This is a genomic window from Pseudarthrobacter sp. TRD_SC_9, assembly GCF_055361265.1.
Map to the genome: position 1 here is coordinate 1,679,145 of NZ_CM143956.1, position 15,917 is coordinate 1,695,061.

The window sequence follows — 15,917 nt, forward strand, 5'->3', positions numbered from 1 at the left end:
CATGACTTCCACAGCACCGTCCATCGTCCTCGCAGGCGGTGGCACCGCAGGACATATCAGCCCCCTGCTGGCCATCGCAGCCGCCCTGCAGTCTGCCCGGGCCGACGTCCGCCTCGTGGCAGTTGGCACGGCCGCCGGCATGGAGACGCGGCTTGTCCCGGCGGCCGGTCTGCCGCTGCAGACCATCGACCGCGTGCCGTTTCCGCGGCGCCCTTCCATCGACCTGCTGCGCTTGCCGGGCAGGATGGCCGGGGCTGTCAGGCAGGCCGATGCGATTCTTGATGAGGCCGCGGCCGATGTCCTGGTGGGCGTGGGCGGCTACGTCTGCACCCCGATGTACCTGGCAGCCAGGAAAAGAAGAATTCCCATCGTCATCCACGAGGCCAACGCCCGGCCAGGCCTGGCAAACCGGGTGGGGGCCCTCTTTGCCACGCATGTCGGCGTTGCTTTCGAGGGTACGCCCCTGCGTGGTGCCCGGCACGTGGGCATGCCCATGCGCACGCGCATATCCGGCCTCGACAGGACAGCGGCCCAGGCTGCAGCCCGCGAGTCCCTGGGCCTGGCCCCGGATCTTCCCACCTTGATCGTGACCGGCGGCTCATCCGGCGCGCAATCGATCAACAGGACCATCGCTGCGTCTCTGCCGGCGCTTGCCGCCGCCGGAATCCAGACGCTCCACATCACGGGTCGTGGCAAGGCTGTGCTTGCCGGGGACGGCTCGTTGCTGACGGCATCCAACTACCACCAAATTGAATATGTGGACGGCATGGAACAGGTCTATGCCGCGGCTGACCTGCTGCTGGCCCGGGCAGGCGCAGCCACGGTCAGTGAGGTGGCTGCAGTCGGCCTCCCCGCTATCCTGGTTCCGCTGCCCATCGGCAACGGCGAGCAGGCCCTCAATGCCGGGGGACTGGTTCGAGCAGGCGGAGCTGTCCTCGTGGCGGACCGGGAGTTCACGCCCGGGTGGGTCCAAGCGTCACTGCTGCCCTTGCTCGGGGATTCAGCCCGGCTTAAGGCGATGAACAGCGCGGCCTACACCCTGGGAATCCGAAACGCCGATCAGCGGATGGCTGATCTTGTCCTGGAAGCGGTATCAGCATGACAACACCAGCCTCAGACGGCATCAGCTCCCTGGGCCGGATCCACTTCATCGGCGTAGGTGGCGTGGGGATGTCCGCGGTGGCTCGCATCATGGTGGCAAGGGGGGTGCCCGTCAGTGGATCGGACGCGAAGGATCTGCCTGTCATGACAGAGCTTGCCGCGGCGGGTGCCCGGATTGCCGTTGGATACGAGGCCGCGAACCTTGGTGATGCCACGACGGTAGTAGCGGGTTCGGCCATCCGGCAGGACAACCCTGAACTGGCGGCCGCCCGGGAAGCCGGCCTCACTGTGTTGCACCGTTCGGAGGCCCTCGCCGCTGTGATGGCCACCGACACAGTAGTTGCCGTTGCCGGTACGCATGGCAAGTCCACCACGACGTCCATGATTACCGTGCTGCTCCGCGGCGCCGGCCTGGATCCCTCGTTCGCCATTGGTGCCAACGTCCCGGCACTCGGCGTGAACGCTGCTGACGGTACCACGGACATTTTTGTTGCCGAAGCGGATGAGTCGGATGGTTCTTTCCTGAACTACCGGCCGCAGATCGCCGTCGTGACGAATGTTGAACCTGACCATCTGGACCACTACGGCACGGCAGAGGCCGTTTACGCATCCTTCGACAAGTTCAGTGAACTCCTCCCCGCGGACGGGACGCTTATTGCCTGCGCTGATGACGCCGGGGCAGAAGCCCTGGCTACCCGGACGGCCGCCCGCGGAAGTAGCAGGGTGGTCCGTTATGGGACAGGCCAGGACGCTGACGTGAGAATTGATGACGGCGGCCCGGGGCAGGTGTGGGTCAGTGCAGGTGCAGGACGGTACCCGCTCAAGCTGCAGGTGCCGGGGCGGCACAATGCCCTCAACGCCGCAGCAGCGGTGGCGGTTGCCCTGGAGCTTGGTGTGCCCCTGAACGCCGCCGCCGCCGCCCTCGAGCAGTTCTCCGGCGCCTCGCGCAGGTTTGAGTTCAAGGGCGCTGCCCGGGGAGTTCGGGTTTACGACGACTACGCACACCACCCCACCGAAGTCCGGGCGGCTATTGCGGCCGCCCGGAGTGTGGCGGGGAACAACAAAGTCCATGTCCTGTTCCAGCCGCACCTGTTTTCACGGACGAGGGAATTTGCTGATGAATTCGCGGACGCGCTGAAGCTTGCGGATTCGTCCCTGGTGTTGGATATCTATCCCGCCCGGGAGGACCCGATCCCGGGTGTGAGCAGTGAACTGATCACCCGGCACCTCGGCGCGGGCGGCCGGCTGGTGAGCGCCGGGGATGCCGTCAACGCAGTGGCAGGCGTGGCCGTCCACGGTGACATTGTCCTGACAGTTGGAGCGGGCGACGTCACCGCTTACGGGCCCCTCATCGTGGCGGCGCTGGATGGCTAGCGGCCGGAAACCGCCCGTTCCGCGGGACAAGTCCGCCGGCCCGGGCGGCGGCAGTTCCGGTACCCGAAGTTCCAACGGTACCGCCGGGAAATCCGCCAGTACCGGTGTCATTTCGGCGTCGAGGGATCTTCCCGACCCGCCGGATCCCGCCGTCAGCAGCAAAGTGACGGGGAGCCCGGCAGGAGCTAGCATCCTCGCCTTTCCCGAACCCAGGGGAAAGCGGCTGCGTCGCAACATCCTCCTGGCAGCATGCATTGCAGCAGCCTTGACGGCGGGGATTGTTGGTGCTGCTGTGTTTTCGCCGGTCCTGGCCATCCGGACGGTCACGGTCTCCGGTACCCAGCTGCTCACTGCCGATCAGGTCCAGGCGGCACTCCGGCCGGTGCAGGGCGTTCCGCTGCCGCAGGTGGCAGAGGCTGAGGTGGAGGCGCTTCTTGTGCCGCTGGTTCAGGTGAAGGACGTCAGCGTGCAGGCACGGCCGCCGTCCGAGTTGGTGGTAAAAATCCAGGAGCGGGTGCCGGTGGCACTGGTCAAGCAGGGGGAGCAGTACCTGATGGTTGATGTCGATGGCGTCCAGCTGGCCACCATCGCGGATCCCGCGTCAACGGCACTCCCAGTGATCGATGGCGGCGCCGGAGCCATTGGGCAGGAACTGTTCCAGGCAACGGCGGCGGTGTTGGGCGCTCTGCCCCCGGAAATCCTCGCCCGGCTCTCGAATGCAACAGCCCAGTCGGTGGACGCCGTGGAACTCAAACTCCTCGACGGGCAGACGGTGGTCTGGGGCAACGCGGAGGAGCGCGAGCTGAAGGCAAAGGTACTTCAAGCTTTGCTGCAGGTCCCGATGGACCCGGAGAATCCAGTCAGGATCTACGACGTCAGCGCGCCCCGCAACCCCGTAACCCGCTAACGGGCGAAATTACTGTGGATTACCACGACACGCGGGGGCGGTTATTGAATGTGGGAAGCATAGGAAATAGCGTCACAGACAAGAGTTACTTGACATAACTGTAACCTTCAGGTCGAAGGTTAAGGTTGCTGGCTTCAAGCTCGACTCCAGCAGATTTCGCAACAGGACACGAACAAGGGACACGTAACGTGGCAGCACCGCAGAATTACTTGGCCGTCATCAAGGTCGTCGGCATCGGCGGCGGTGGCGTGAACGCAGTCAACCGGATGATCGAGGTTGGCCTCCGCGGAGTCGAGTTCATCGCCATCAACACCGACGCCCAGGCCCTCCTTATGAGTGACGCCGACGTCAAGCTTGACGTCGGCCGGGAACTCACCAGGGGCCTCGGGGCCGGTGCCAACCCGGAGGTGGGTAAGCAGGCCGCGGAGGATCATGCCGATGAGATCGAGGAAGTCATCCGCGGGGCTGACATGGTGTTCGTTACCGCAGGCGAAGGTGGTGGCACGGGAACTGGCGGTGCCCCCGTCGTCGCACGGATTGCCCGTTCGCTCGGCGCGCTTACCATCGGCGTCGTTACGCGTCCCTTCACCTTCGAAGGCCGCCGCCGCGCCGGTTCCGCCGAGGCCGGCATCGACGCGCTCCGGGACGAAGTCGATACCCTCATCGTCATCCCCAACGACCGCTTGCTGTCCATCAGCGACCGCAACGTCTCCGTCCTGGACGCCTTCCGTTCCGCGGACCAGGTCCTGCTTTCGGGCGTGCAGGGCATCACGGATCTCATCACGACGCCCGGCTTGATTAACCTCGACTTTGCCGACGTCAAGTCAGTGATGCAGGGTGCCGGATCGGCTTTGATGGGCATTGGCTCCGCCCGCGGTGAGGACCGCGCGGTGAAGGCCGCAGAGCTCGCCATCGCCTCGCCGCTCCTGGAGGCATCCATCGACGGCGCCCACGGCGTGCTGCTCTCCATCCAGGGTGGTTCGGACCTTGGCCTCTTCGAGATCAACGAGGCCGCACGGCTGGTCCAGGAGGTTGCGCACCCCGAGGCCAACATCATCTTCGGCGCCGTGATCGATGATGCGCTGGGCGACGAAGCCCGTGTCACCGTCATTGCCGCCGGTTTTGACGACGTCAAAGCCACGTCGCCGTCCATGGACCAGTCGCAGCCGCAGTCGGCTCCGCAGCGTCCTGCCGCACCTGCCGCAGCTCCTTCGCAGCAGGCTGATTCGCGTTCGTCGCAGGTTCAGCCGGTGCACGCCGGAATGGGTGCCGCGGGCCTCAGTAACTGGGGACAGCAGCGTCCGGCAGCCGTACCCGCAGACTCAGGGTTCGACGTCGACCTTCCCGCAGTCGTGGAGCCAGACCTTTCGGGCAGCAACTCGGACGATCTGGATGTCCCTGATTTCCTGAAGTAGGCATCACTTGTTCTTGTGGCGTAGCGAAGCCCTGCCCGGTGTTTCGGTCGCTTTCACCGACGCCCGCGCGGGGAACCTCGCGCTGCACGTTGGAGATGACGCGGCGGATGTTGCCCGGCGTCGTGCTGCCGTTGAGTTGGCCGCCGGAATTTCACCCCGCCATTTCCAGTTCATGAACCAGGTTCACGGCGCTGACGTGGCGGTGCTGGACGGACCTGCCGGCGCCGCACCGGCTGTGGACGCCATGGTGAGCTCTGCAGTCCCGCTCGCCGTGATGGTGGCTGACTGCGTCCCGGTGATCATGGTGGGCGAAACCACGTCAGGGCCGGCTGTTTTGGCGGTCGCCCATGCGGGGCGGCCCGGCCTCGCCGCTGGCGTTATCCCGCGCACTGTTGTGCAGATGCGCAGAGCCGGGGCGGGGCGGATCAGTGCGTGGCTTGGTCCGTCCATTTGCGGGCGTTGCTACGAGGTTCCTCCCGCCATGCGGGCCGAGGTGGATCAGGCCGTGCCCGGCACCGCCTCCGAGACAAGCTGGGGGACACCTGCCCTTGACCTGCCACACGGGGTCCGGAGCCAACTGAAAGCTGCCGACGTCGATATCAAGTATTCGGGGCCCTGCACTCTTGAAACACCAACTCTCTACTCCTACCGCCGTAACCAGCAGGCCGGACGATTTGCGGGGCTGGTGTGGAGCCATGGCTGAAGGTGTTCCTGATGTCGACCGCCGTGAGCAGCTTGCCAGCAACCTCGCCGCCGTTCAGGGCCGCATTGCGGTTGCAGCCGCCCTCCGCGCCGTACCGGCCCCGCAGCTGATCGTCGTAACAAAGTTCCATCCGGCCGCCGATGTAAGACTGCTGGCTTCCCTGGGCATCCAGGATTTCGGTGAGAACCGCGACCAGGAGGCCGCTGCCAAGGCCGCGGAGGTTTCCGGGTTCCCTGACATCACCGGTCCAGCTCGTTGGCATTTTATTGGGCAACTGCAGAGCAACAAGGCTAGATCCGTCGTGAAGTATGCACATTCGGTCCACTCGGTGGACCGCCTCCAGTTGGCCAGTGCGCTGGATAAGGCCATGACGATGGAGGTTGAGCGCAGTGGCAGGGCCCCCTTGGAGTGCTTTATCCAGGTGAACCTCGACGAAGGCTCCGGTGATCGGGCCGGTCATCCGGAAAATCTGCAGCGTGGCGGCGCTGCACCACACGCTGTTCCGGAGTTGGCAGACCGCATTTCCTCATCCCCGCTGCTTCGCCTGGCAGGAGTGATGGCAGTGGCTCCGCTGGGGGCCCCCGCCGATGCAGCGTTCGAAAAACTTGCGGGGATTTCTGCACGGCTGCAGTCGGAACACCCGGGCGCCACAGGTATTTCCGCCGGCATGAGCCAGGACCTCGAATCAGCCATGCGGTTCGAGGCGACACACCTGAGGATAGGCTCCGATATTCTCGGATCGCGTCCGGCCGTGGGGTAGCGTCGTGGTATTGGAAGTGAATGGCCGGGCTCCGGTTGCCTACACATGGGCACGCCCGCCCTTCGGACACGATTAGGAGTCGACCATGGCCGGCGCTCTGCGCAAGACAATGATCTATCTTGGGCTCGCCGATGGCGATGAGCATTACGAGTCCGAGATCCACACCCACCAGAAGGACGGGGACGAATCGATGGAACATGACCGCGAGGAACGCCGTGCACCGGCGCCTGTCCGCGAGGTCGTCCGTGAATCGTCCCATGCCGCCGAAGAGGAATACCGCGCACCTGTGACTCCTATCAAACGTGCGGCCTCCAGCCGCGAAGACACTGGCGGACTGCGCCAGATCACGACGATCCACCCGCGTTCGTACAACGATGCCAAGCTGATCGGCGAGAGTTTCCGGGACGGCATTCCCGTAATCATGAATGTGACGGATATGGGGGAGTCCGACGCCAAGCGGCTGGTCGACTTCTCTGCCGGCTTGGTGTTTGGCCTCCGAGGCAGCATCGAACGCGTCACGAATAAGGTTTTCCTGCTGTCGCCGTCGTACATTGAAGTTATCGGCGATGACAAAAAGGTCAGCGAGACGCAGGCCAGCTTCTTTAACCAGAGCTGAACCTGACAGCTTTCCACCGCGGATGCCAGGCAGGAAACTGTCTGGCATCTGTGCTGGAATAGAAACACCACCACCAGGGCAGCGGGTCTGTCCGCGATCAACACGGAGTTATGGGTTAAGTCATGGGTTTAGTCTTCGGGCTTGTCTACATTGCTTTGTTGTTGTTTCTCGTGGCGCTGATCATCCGCCTCGTTTTTGACTGGGTGCAGATGTTTGCCCGCGAATGGAGGCCACGGGGCGTGTCTCTTGTCACGGCCCATACGGTGTACTCCGTCACTGACCCGCCCTTGAAAGTCCTGCGACGCCTGATCCCGCCGCTGCGACTGGGTGGAATCAGCCTGGATCTGGGCTTCCTGTTGCTGTTCTTCGCGGTCAGTATCGCGATGGGCATCACGCGGGGCCTGGCGTAAATTTCCGGAGAAACCCGGGTTTGACACTACGGTGTTGAATTAGAGTAAGCACACGATATTTAGGTACCGTAGTTTTGGACGGCCGGAAGGCCCTACTGACTAACTAGACCAAGAGGTGACCAGATGGCTTTGACGCCAGAAGACGTTGTCAACAAGCGCTTTCAGCCGACCAAGTTTCGCGAAGGCTACGATCAGGACGAGGTTGACGACTTCCTGGACGAAATCGTCGTCGAACTGCGGCGCCTGAACCAGGAGAACGACGAACTTCGCAAGAAGCTCGCCGAATCCGGTTCCGGTACCAGCGCTAACACCACGGCAGCATCACCGGTTGTTGAGAGCGTGCCCGCTCCCGCCAAGCCGGAGAAGCAGCAGGAGGCTAAGCCTGAGCCCGCTCCCAAGGCCGAAAAGAAGGAAGTCGAGCCGGTTGCAGCCGTATCCGCACCGGTGCCTGCCACGGCAGCGACGGGTTCGGCTTCGGCTGAGTCCGCTGCCGGCCTGCTCGCTATGGCGCAGCAGATGCACGACCGCCACGTTGCCGATGGCCAGGAGCTCAAGGACAAGATCATCGCCGAGGCGCAGATCGAAGCGAGCAGCCTGGTCAACGACGCACAGGAAAAGTCCCGCAAAATCCTGGGCGCCCTGGAACAGCAGCGGTCCGTCCTGGAGCGCAAGGTGGAGCAGCTTCGCGGCTTCGAGCGTGACTACCGCTCACGCCTCAAGGCCTACATCGAAGGCCAACTGCGCGACCTTGACGCACGCGGTTCCGTTGCTGCCCCTGAGTCCAGCGACGCCAACTGATCCACCAGCAAGTATTCTGAAGGCCGGCGGCTGAGGATTCCTCGGCCGCCGGCCTTCAGTTTTACCTCGCTGTTCCAGTCCTACAGGTTTTACCTCGAATGAAAGCACCATGACAGACGACACCGTCGACGACGCCCCATTGACCTCCGCCGCCCGACGGCCTCAGCGGAAGGTTCTCATTAGCCTTTTTGCGGGCTTTGCCGTCTTCGCCTACGTCTTTGACCAGCTCACCAAGCTCTGGGTGACGGCCAATATGGTCGAAGGCGAGCAGATTCCGGTCTTACCGCCACTGCTGCACTGGTACTTCATCCGTAATTCAGGCGCAGCTTTTTCGATTGGCGAGAACATCACCTGGGTGTTCACGATCGTGATGGCCGCCGTCTCAGTGGCTATTCTGTTCCAGGTCCGGAAGTTGGGGTCAAAGTGGTGGGCTCTGGCTCTTGGGCTGCTGCTGGGCGGGGCGCTGGGCAATCTGACAGACCGACTTTTCCGGGAACCGTCCTTCGGCATGGGGCACGTCGTGGATTTCATCCAGCTGCCCAACTTCGCCATCTTCAACATTGCCGATTCCGCGGTGGTGTCCGCGGTGGTCATCATTTGTCTGCTGACCCTCAAAGGGATACCGCTTGATGGTGTAAGCCAGGATCCAGCCAAGGAAGCCGGCCATGAGTGAGGAATACATTGTCGACGCCGGCCACTCCGGACTGCGTGCCGATGCCGCTGTCGCCGGACTGCTCGGGATCTCCCGTTCCGCCGCCGCAGTCCTGCTCGCCGAAGGGAACGTCCTCGATGCCGGCCGTCCGGTGGGAAAGTCGGCAAGGCTCCAAGAGGGAACCGTACTGCAGGTCACCATACCGGAACGCCCGGACCCGCTGAATGTTGTGGAGGAAGTTGTGGAAGGCCTGAACGTCTTGTTCGATGACGAGGACTTGGTCGTCATTGATAAGCCGGTGGGGGTAGCAGCTCACCCGTCGCCGGGCTGGGTTGGCCCCACTGTGGTGGGCGGGCTCGCGGGCCTCGGCTACCGGATCTCCACCTCCGGGGCATCGGAGCGGGCCGGTATCGTGCACCGGCTGGACGTCGGGACATCCGGGGTTATGGTGGTGGCCAAGACCGAGCACGCCTATACAGTTCTCAAGCGGGCCTTCAAGGAGCGCACCGTGGAGAAGGTTTACCACGCCGTGGTCCAGGGGCTCCCGGATCCGCTCGAGGGCACCATCGATGCCCCGATCGGCCGGCACCCCGGTCACGATTGGCGCTTTGCGGTGATCGAAGACGGCCGGCCGTCCGTCACGCACTACGAGGTGCTGGAAGCTTTTGGCAAAGCCACCCTGGTGGAGGTACATCTGGAAACGGGTCGCACCCATCAGATCCGGGTTCATTTTTCCGCGCTTCGTCATCCCTGTGCAGGTGATTTGACCTACGGCGCCGATCCACGGCTGGCAGCCAATCTTGGCTTGACCCGCCAGTGGCTGCATGCGCGTAGCCTCACCTTCGCCCACCCCCGGACCGGCGAGCCCGTGCAAGTAACCAGCGATTATCCCGCTGATCTAAGGTATGCGCTGGAGCTCCTGGAAAGCGGCCAGGCCTGACCGCCGGGTCTTACGTGTCCTGCCCGCAGGGGCTTCAAGCGACCGGTAGACTGTCCCGGTGACTTCCAGCAATGCCTCGTTTGTCCATCTCCACAACCACACCGAATACTCCATGCTGGACGGCGCCGCCCGGCTGGGGGAGTTGTTCAACGAGACTGAGCGCCTGGGAATGCCTGCGTTGGCCACCACGGACCACGGATACCTGTTCGGCGCCTTTGATTTCTGGAAACGCGCCACGGACCAGGGCATCAAGCCGATTATCGGTGTGGAAGCCTACGTCACTCCCGGGACCGCCCGCACCGACAAGAGCCGTGTGCGCTGGGGTGAAGAACACCAGCGCAAAGACGACATCTCCGGCGGTGGTTCCTACACCCACATGACGCTGCTGAGCTACAACAACACCGGCATGCGCAACCTCTTCCGGGCCTCCTCCATCGCTTCCCTGGACGCGGTGTTCGGCAAGTGGCCCCGTCTTGACCGGGAACTGCTGAACACGTATTCGGAGGGCTTGATCGCCACTACCGGCTGCCCGTCCGGTGAAGTCCAGACGCGCCTGCGGCTGGGCCAGTACCGGGAAGCCCTGGAGGCAGCGGCAGAATTCAGGGACATCTTTGGCGCAGAGAACTACTTCTGCGAGCTGATGGACCACGGCCTGGATATTGAACGCCGGGTCACCGGGGATCTCCTCCGGCTGGCCAAGGAACTCAATCTTCCGCTGGTAGCCACCAACGACCTCCACTACACCCATGAGCATGACGCGAAGGCCCACGAGGCGCTGCTGGCCATCCAGTCAGGCTCGACGCTCCTGGAACCAACGTATGACAACGGCGGCTCGCGCTTCGCGTTCTCCGGCAGTGGCTACTACCTGAAGTCCCCTCAGGAAATGCGCGAACTCTTCCGTGACCATCCAGACGCCTGTGATAACACGCTGCTGATCGCCGAACGTTGTGAAGTCTCCTTCAACACCGGGGCGAACTACATGCCCAGGTTCCCCTGCCCGCCCGGCGAAGATGAAACCTCCTGGCTGGTGAAGGAAGTGGCCAGGGGCCTGACCGTCCGCTACCCCGGCGGTGTCCCGGACAAGGTCCGCAAGCAGGCCGATTACGAGCTTGAGGTCATCACCTCCATGGGCTTCCCCGGGTACTTCCTGGTGGTTGCGGACTTCATCAACTGGGCCAAGAACAACGGCATCCGGGTGGGGCCGGGACGTGGTTCCGGTGCCGGTTCCATGGTGGCCTATGCCATGCGCATCACGGACCTTGATCCCCTGGAACACGGCCTCATCTTTGAGCGCTTCCTGAACCCGGACCGTGTCTCCATGCCCGACTTCGACGTCGACTTCGATGACCGGCGGCGGTCCGAAGTGATCGACTATGTAACGCGCAAATATGGTGATGAGCGCGTTGCCATGATCGTCACCTATGGCACCATCAAGACCAAACAGGCGCTCAAGGACTCCTCGCGCGTGCTGGGCTACCCGTTCAGCATGGGGGAGCAGCTGACCAAGGCGCTGCCGCCGGCGGTCATGGCCAAGGACATTCCCCTGGCGGACATCCAGAACCCCGACTCCAAGCGGTACGGCGAAGCCGGTGATTTCCGCCAACTGATCGGCACTGATCCGGAGGCTGCCAAGGTCTTTGAGACGGCCCTGGGCATCGAAGGCCTAAAGAGGCAGTGGGGTGTCCACGCAGCCGGTGTCATCATGTCTTCGGATCCCATCATCGACGTCATTCCGATTATGCGCCGCATCCAGGACGGCCAGGTGATCACGCAGTTTGACTACCCCACCTGTGAAGGCCTTGGCCTCATCAAAATGGACTTCCTGGGCCTTCGAAACCTGACGATTATTTCGGACGCCCTGGAAAACATCAAGCTCAACCGCGGCCATGACCTTGATCTGGACTCCCTGGCGCTGGACGACAAAGCATCGTACGAGCTCCTGGCCCGTGGCGATACCCTGGGCGTTTTCCAGCTCGACGGCGGTCCGATGCGTTCGCTGCTCAAGCTGATGAAGCCCGACAACTTCGAAGACATCTCCGCCGTCCTGGCCCTCTACCGCCCCGGACCCATGGGCGCCAATGCGCATACCGACTACGCGCTCCGCAAGAACGGGATCCAGGAAGTCATTCCAATCCACCCGGAGCTTAAGGAACCGCTAGCGGAAATCCTGGGCGGCACCTACGGCCTGATCGTGTACCAGGAACAGGTCATGGCCGTAGCCCAGAAACTGGCCGGGTACTCCCTGGGCCAGGCCGACATCCTGCGCCGTGCCATGGGTAAGAAGAAGAAATCCGAGCTGGACAAGCAGTTCGCCGGCTTCTCCCAGGGCATGCAGGACAACGGCTACTCCATGGAAGCGGTCAAGACGCTCTGGGACATCCTGCTTCCTTTCTCCGACTACGCGTTCAACAAGGCCCACTCCGCCGCTTACGGCGTGATCTCCTATTGGACCGCGTACCTGAAGGCCCACTATGCCCCGGAGTACATGGCCGCACTGCTGACTTCCGTCGGCGACGACAAGGACAAGTCAGCGATCTACCTCAACGAGTGCCGTCGAATGGGCATTACGGTGCTGCCGCCGGACGTCAACGAATCGGCACTGAATTTCACCCCTGTTGGCAACGACATCCGCTTCGGTATGGGGGCCATCCGCAACGTGGGTTCCAACGTGGTCCAGGCTATGGTGGCCGCCCGTGAAGAAGAGGGTGCCTACACCTCATTCAAGGACTTCCTGATGAAAGTCCCGGCTGTGGTCTGCAACAAGCGGACCATCGAGTCCTTGATTAAGGCGGGCGCTTTTGACTCGCTGAACCACCATCGCCGCTCCCTGGTGATGATCCATGAAGAAGCCATCGACTCCGTGATCACGCTCAAGCGCAACGAGGCAATCGGCCAGTTCGACCTCTTTGCCGGCTTCGAAGAGGCGGAATCCCAGGCTTCACTGAGCATCGAGATCCCTGACCTTCCCGAGTGGGAAAAGAAGGACAAACTGTCCTTCGAACGGGACATGCTGGGACTCTACGTCTCGGACCACCCGTTGCAGGGGCTGGAAGGGGTGTTGAGCCAGCACGCCGATCAGTCAATCACGTCACTGATCGCCGACGACGGCCCTCACGACGGTGCCATCGTGACCATTTCGGGGATGATCACTTCCCTCAGCCGCAGGATCGCGAAGGCCAGCGGTAATGCCTACGCCAGGGCAGAGATTGAGGATCTGGGCGGTTCGATCGAAGTGATGTTCTTCGGCCAGGTGTACGGGCCCATCGCCTCAGTCCTCGCTGAAGACCTGATTGTGGTGGTCAAAGGACGGCTCCAGCGCCGCGACGACGGAGCCGTGACGTTGAACTGCATGGAACTGTCCGTACCTGACCTCACCGAGGGAACAAACGGCCCGGTAGTGATCACCATGCCCACCCATAAGGCCACTGAGATGGTGGTCACGGAGTTGGGAGATGTCCTGAAGAACCACCGTGGCAATTCCGAGGTCCGCCTGAACCTGATGGGGGATTCGCGGATCGAAGTCATGGCGCTGCCGGTTCACCTGCGGGTTAACCCCACGCCGTCACTGTTCGGAGACCTGAAGGTGTTGCTCGGCCCGGCCTGCCTGGACAGTTAGATTTCGTAGTCGAGCGGCACCGGCTGACTGTAGCCTCCGGAGTGGTAGAGCAGCGGGGAACCGCTGCCGCCCATCTCGCCGTCGATCACTTCAACTACAACTACTGCATTGTTTTCGAACGACATCCGCATTTGGATCTTGCCCACCAACCAGCCCGCAACGTCCTTCAGGATGGGGACGCCGTGCGGACCCTCGGCCCAGTGGTCTCCTTCGAAACGGTCCCGCGTCCGGGCAAACCTGTCGGCCAGTCCGCGGTTTTCCAGGCCCAGCATATGGACGCCGATGTAGCTTGAATTTGCCACGGCCGGCCAGGAACTGGAGCTCCGCGCCATGTTGAACGTGAACCGGGGTGGTTCGGCGGACAGTGAGGCCACCGATGTTGCCGTGAAGCCGAAGGGCTTGCCATCGAAGTTGGCCGTGATGATAGCCACTCCGGCCGCATGGCGGCGGAACATCTCCCTGAACATCACCCCGTAGGCCGGCTGGTTTGGCGCCACCGTTTGAACTCCCTGCGTATCCGTATCCCTGCTCCTAAGTCTGGCACCAACCCTATGACCGCTAAAGGGCCCGACGGTACTTGGTTACCTGGGACGTCGTGGCGGGCAAGGACCGGCAGGTTTGTTAAGGTTTGTTCCATGACTCAACTCCACAACAGTGCTGGCCCGGAGCCGGCGAACCGCAGGCATAGGAGACGGTCCGGTCTTCCTTGGCGGTGGCTGGCCTGGTCCGCGGTTGCTGGAGTGGCTATTGGTCCGTTGTGGTGGATCCTGGCGCCCGCGGGGTTGAACTTGGTAACTGGTGGTGACCCTGCCTTGGCCACCGGGCTGGACACTGCCGCCTGGCTTCCCCGCGACCTGACGCTTGCGGGATTGTTCCTTTTTGCCGGATGTCTCTCCGGCGTTGTGCTTACCGGCAAGATCATGCGGTTCAGTCAGCTGAAGTTCGCCTTTGCGCTGGCCGGCGGGCTCTTGGGAGCTGTCATCGCCTGGCGTACGGGGATGCTGGCAGCGGCGTGGTGGGGGGAGCCACTGGACGCAACAGCCAATGCAAGCATCGCTTTTTCCCTGCGCTCCCTCCCGGTCCTCCTGGTGTGGCCCGCGGCCACGGCTATAGCGACATTCGTGACGAGCCTGCTCAGCATCGTCGGGCGCCCTGCATCCACCAACCACGACGCGGATGAGTAAAATGGATCGGGTGAGCCTTTCTTCTGACGTTTCCGCAGGGCAGCCTGAATCCACCCTGACCTTCCGTACCGTTGACCTTCGGGGCAAGAGCCTGGGACTGGCGGAAATGCGGGCCGCGGTACCCCGTGTCCGGCAGGAAACCACGGCAGATGCTGAGGAAGCCGTCCGGGGCATCATCTCGACCGTCCGCAGCGAGGGACTCTCCGGTCTCCGTCGGCTTGCCAGTACTTTCGACGGCGTCGAGCAGCTTCACCCCCGGGTTCCGGAAGCTGCCCTTGCGGAAGCCCTGGCCGCTGCGCCTGCCGACGTCCGTAATGCCCTGGAAGAGTCGATCCGGAGGGCGCGCGAATTTGCGGACCGGCAGCGGCCCCGCAACGTGGACGTTGATTTTGGCGACGGTGCCGTGGTCAGCCAGAACTGGGTTCCGGTTTCCAGGGTGGGCCTGTACGTTCCCGGCGGGCTGGCACCCCTGGCATCGTCAGTGGTGATGAACGTGGTGCCGGCACTGGCTGCGGGGGTGCCGTCCATTGCACTGGCATCGCCGCCGCAGAAAGATTTCGGCGGACTGCCGCACCCCACTATCCTCGCAGCCGCTGCACTCCTGGGCATCACGGAGGTCTATGCGGTTGGCGGGGCGCAGGCAATCGCCGCGTTTGCCTACGGCGTTCCGGCGGACGAGTCCGGGCCGGCCATCGAACCTGTAGATGTAGTGACCGGGCCGGGCAACATCTTTGTGGCCACTGCCAAGCGGCTGGTCAAAGGCACAGTGGGAATCGACTCCGAGGCCGGTACCACTGAGATTGCCATTCTTGCCGATTCCGGTGCGCGGGCTGACCTGGTCGCTGCGGACCTCATCAGCCAGGCCGAGCACGATCCGGGCGCGGCCTCGGTACTTATCACCGACTCTGAAGACCTCGCAGCGGCAGTCAGGACTGAACTGGAACGCCAGGCAGGCTCCACCCGGCACGCGGAGAGGGTCCGGACCGCGCTGTCGGGGGCCCAGTCCGGTGTAGTGCTGGTTGACGACCTGGATCAGGGGATTGCCGCCTGTGACGCCTATGCGGCGGAACACCTTGAGATCATGACTGCTGACGCCCCGGCTGTTGCCGCCCGGGTACGCAACGCCGGTGCCATCTTTGTTGGCGACTACAGTCCCGTCAGCCTGGGTGACTACTGCGCCGGGTCCAACCATGTGCTTCCTACCAGCGGAACGGCAGCGTTCTCCTCCGGGCTGAACGTCACCACCTTCCTCCGCGCCATCCAGGTCATCAATTACAGCGCGGACGCGCTTCGGAAGGTCAGCGGGCACATTGTCAGCCTGGCCAAGGCCGAGGGGCTGCCGGCCCATGGCGATGCCGTGACTGTCCGCTTCAACGCTGCCGGGCCACAATAGACCTGACTACTACATGTGGTAATTACAGGCTTGTTATTCCGCAACATG

The 15,917-nt window shown here is 63.1% G+C and carries 15 protein-coding genes; 14 read left to right on the plus strand and 1 reads right to left on the minus strand.

Annotation, left to right across the window (positions count from 1 at the left end):
- Position 1 precedes the first annotated feature (1 nt).
- From murG to dnaE, 12 genes are all read left to right on the plus strand, one after another.
- Positions 2-1,102: an undecaprenyldiphospho-muramoylpentapeptide beta-N-acetylglucosaminyltransferase gene (murG, locus tag ACWA13_RS07855; protein ID WP_463937573.1), complete on the plus strand. Its 1,101-nt coding sequence runs from the start codon at positions 2-4 to the stop codon at positions 1,100-1,102.
- Positions 1,099-2,475: a UDP-N-acetylmuramate--L-alanine ligase gene (gene murC, locus ACWA13_RS07860; protein WP_463937574.1), complete on the plus strand. Its 1,377-nt coding sequence runs from the start codon at positions 1,099-1,101 to the stop codon at positions 2,473-2,475. Before murG ends, murC begins: the two co-directional genes overlap by 4 nt.
- Positions 2,468-3,382 (plus strand): cell division protein FtsQ/DivIB, encoded by a 915-nt coding sequence (locus ACWA13_RS07865; protein ID WP_463937576.1) that lies wholly within the window; start codon positions 2,468-2,470, stop codon positions 3,380-3,382. The genes murC and ACWA13_RS07865 overlap by 8 nt, the downstream gene beginning before the upstream one ends.
- A gap of 188 nt (positions 3,383-3,570) precedes the next feature.
- Entirely contained in the window at positions 3,571-4,797 is a 1,227-nt protein-coding gene (gene ftsZ / locus ACWA13_RS07870) for a cell division protein FtsZ (protein WP_463937577.1), read from the plus strand.
- Between the two features lie 7 nt (positions 4,798-4,804).
- Positions 4,805-5,500 (plus strand): purine nucleoside phosphorylase YfiH/LACC1 family protein, encoded by a 696-nt coding sequence (locus ACWA13_RS07875; protein ID WP_463937578.1) that lies wholly within the window; start codon positions 4,805-4,807, stop codon positions 5,498-5,500.
- Positions 5,493-6,260: a YggS family pyridoxal phosphate-dependent enzyme gene (locus tag ACWA13_RS07880; protein WP_463937579.1), complete on the plus strand. Its 768-nt coding sequence runs from the start codon at positions 5,493-5,495 to the stop codon at positions 6,258-6,260. Before ACWA13_RS07875 ends, ACWA13_RS07880 begins: the two co-directional genes overlap by 8 nt.
- Before the next feature lie 85 nt (positions 6,261-6,345).
- On the plus strand, positions 6,346-6,876 hold the full coding sequence (locus tag ACWA13_RS07885) for a cell division protein SepF (RefSeq protein ID WP_463937580.1): 531 nt from the start codon (positions 6,346-6,348) through the stop codon (positions 6,874-6,876).
- 122 nt (positions 6,877-6,998) lie between these two features.
- Positions 6,999-7,286, plus strand: a complete 288-nt coding sequence (locus ACWA13_RS07890; protein ID WP_463937581.1) for a YggT family protein — start codon at positions 6,999-7,001, stop codon at positions 7,284-7,286.
- A 123-nt stretch (positions 7,287-7,409) separates the two neighbouring features.
- On the plus strand, positions 7,410-8,084 hold the full coding sequence (locus ACWA13_RS07895; RefSeq protein WP_463937582.1) for a DivIVA domain-containing protein: 675 nt from the start codon (positions 7,410-7,412) through the stop codon (positions 8,082-8,084).
- A 109-nt stretch (positions 8,085-8,193) separates the two neighbouring features.
- Positions 8,194-8,757, plus strand: coding sequence for a signal peptidase II (lspA, locus tag ACWA13_RS07900; protein ID WP_463937583.1), 564 nt, complete (start codon positions 8,194-8,196; stop codon positions 8,755-8,757).
- The gene (locus ACWA13_RS07905) at positions 8,750-9,676 is read left to right on the plus strand and encodes an RluA family pseudouridine synthase (RefSeq protein WP_463937584.1); all 927 of its coding nucleotides are present in this window, start codon (positions 8,750-8,752) and stop codon (positions 9,674-9,676) included. The genes lspA and ACWA13_RS07905 overlap by 8 nt, the downstream gene beginning before the upstream one ends.
- A gap of 58 nt (positions 9,677-9,734) precedes the next feature.
- Positions 9,735-13,292 (plus strand): DNA polymerase III subunit alpha, encoded by a 3,558-nt coding sequence (dnaE, locus tag ACWA13_RS07910; protein ID WP_463937585.1) that lies wholly within the window; start codon positions 9,735-9,737, stop codon positions 13,290-13,292.
- On the opposite strand, the gene ACWA13_RS07915 is transcribed toward dnaE, so the two are convergent.
- A complete protein-coding gene (locus ACWA13_RS07915) occupies positions 13,289-13,759 on the minus strand; it encodes a flavin reductase family protein (RefSeq protein WP_463937873.1) in 471 nt (156 codons plus the stop codon). The two genes, dnaE and ACWA13_RS07915, sit on opposite strands and share 4 nt — an antisense overlap.
- Before the next feature lie 315 nt (positions 13,760-14,074).
- Here ACWA13_RS07915 and ACWA13_RS07920 point away from each other — a divergent pair, with 315 nt between their 5' ends.
- Together ACWA13_RS07920 and hisD are read left to right on the plus strand one after the other, a co-directional pair.
- Positions 14,075-14,476 carry a hypothetical protein gene (locus tag ACWA13_RS07920; protein ID WP_463937586.1) on the plus strand — a complete coding sequence of 134 codons (402 nt, stop codon included), beginning with the start codon at positions 14,075-14,077 and terminating at the stop codon, positions 14,474-14,476.
- Between the two features lie 10 nt (positions 14,477-14,486).
- Entirely contained in the window at positions 14,487-15,869 is a 1,383-nt protein-coding gene (hisD, locus tag ACWA13_RS07925; protein ID WP_463937587.1) for a histidinol dehydrogenase, read from the plus strand.
- Positions 15,870-15,917: the final 48 nt, after the last annotated feature.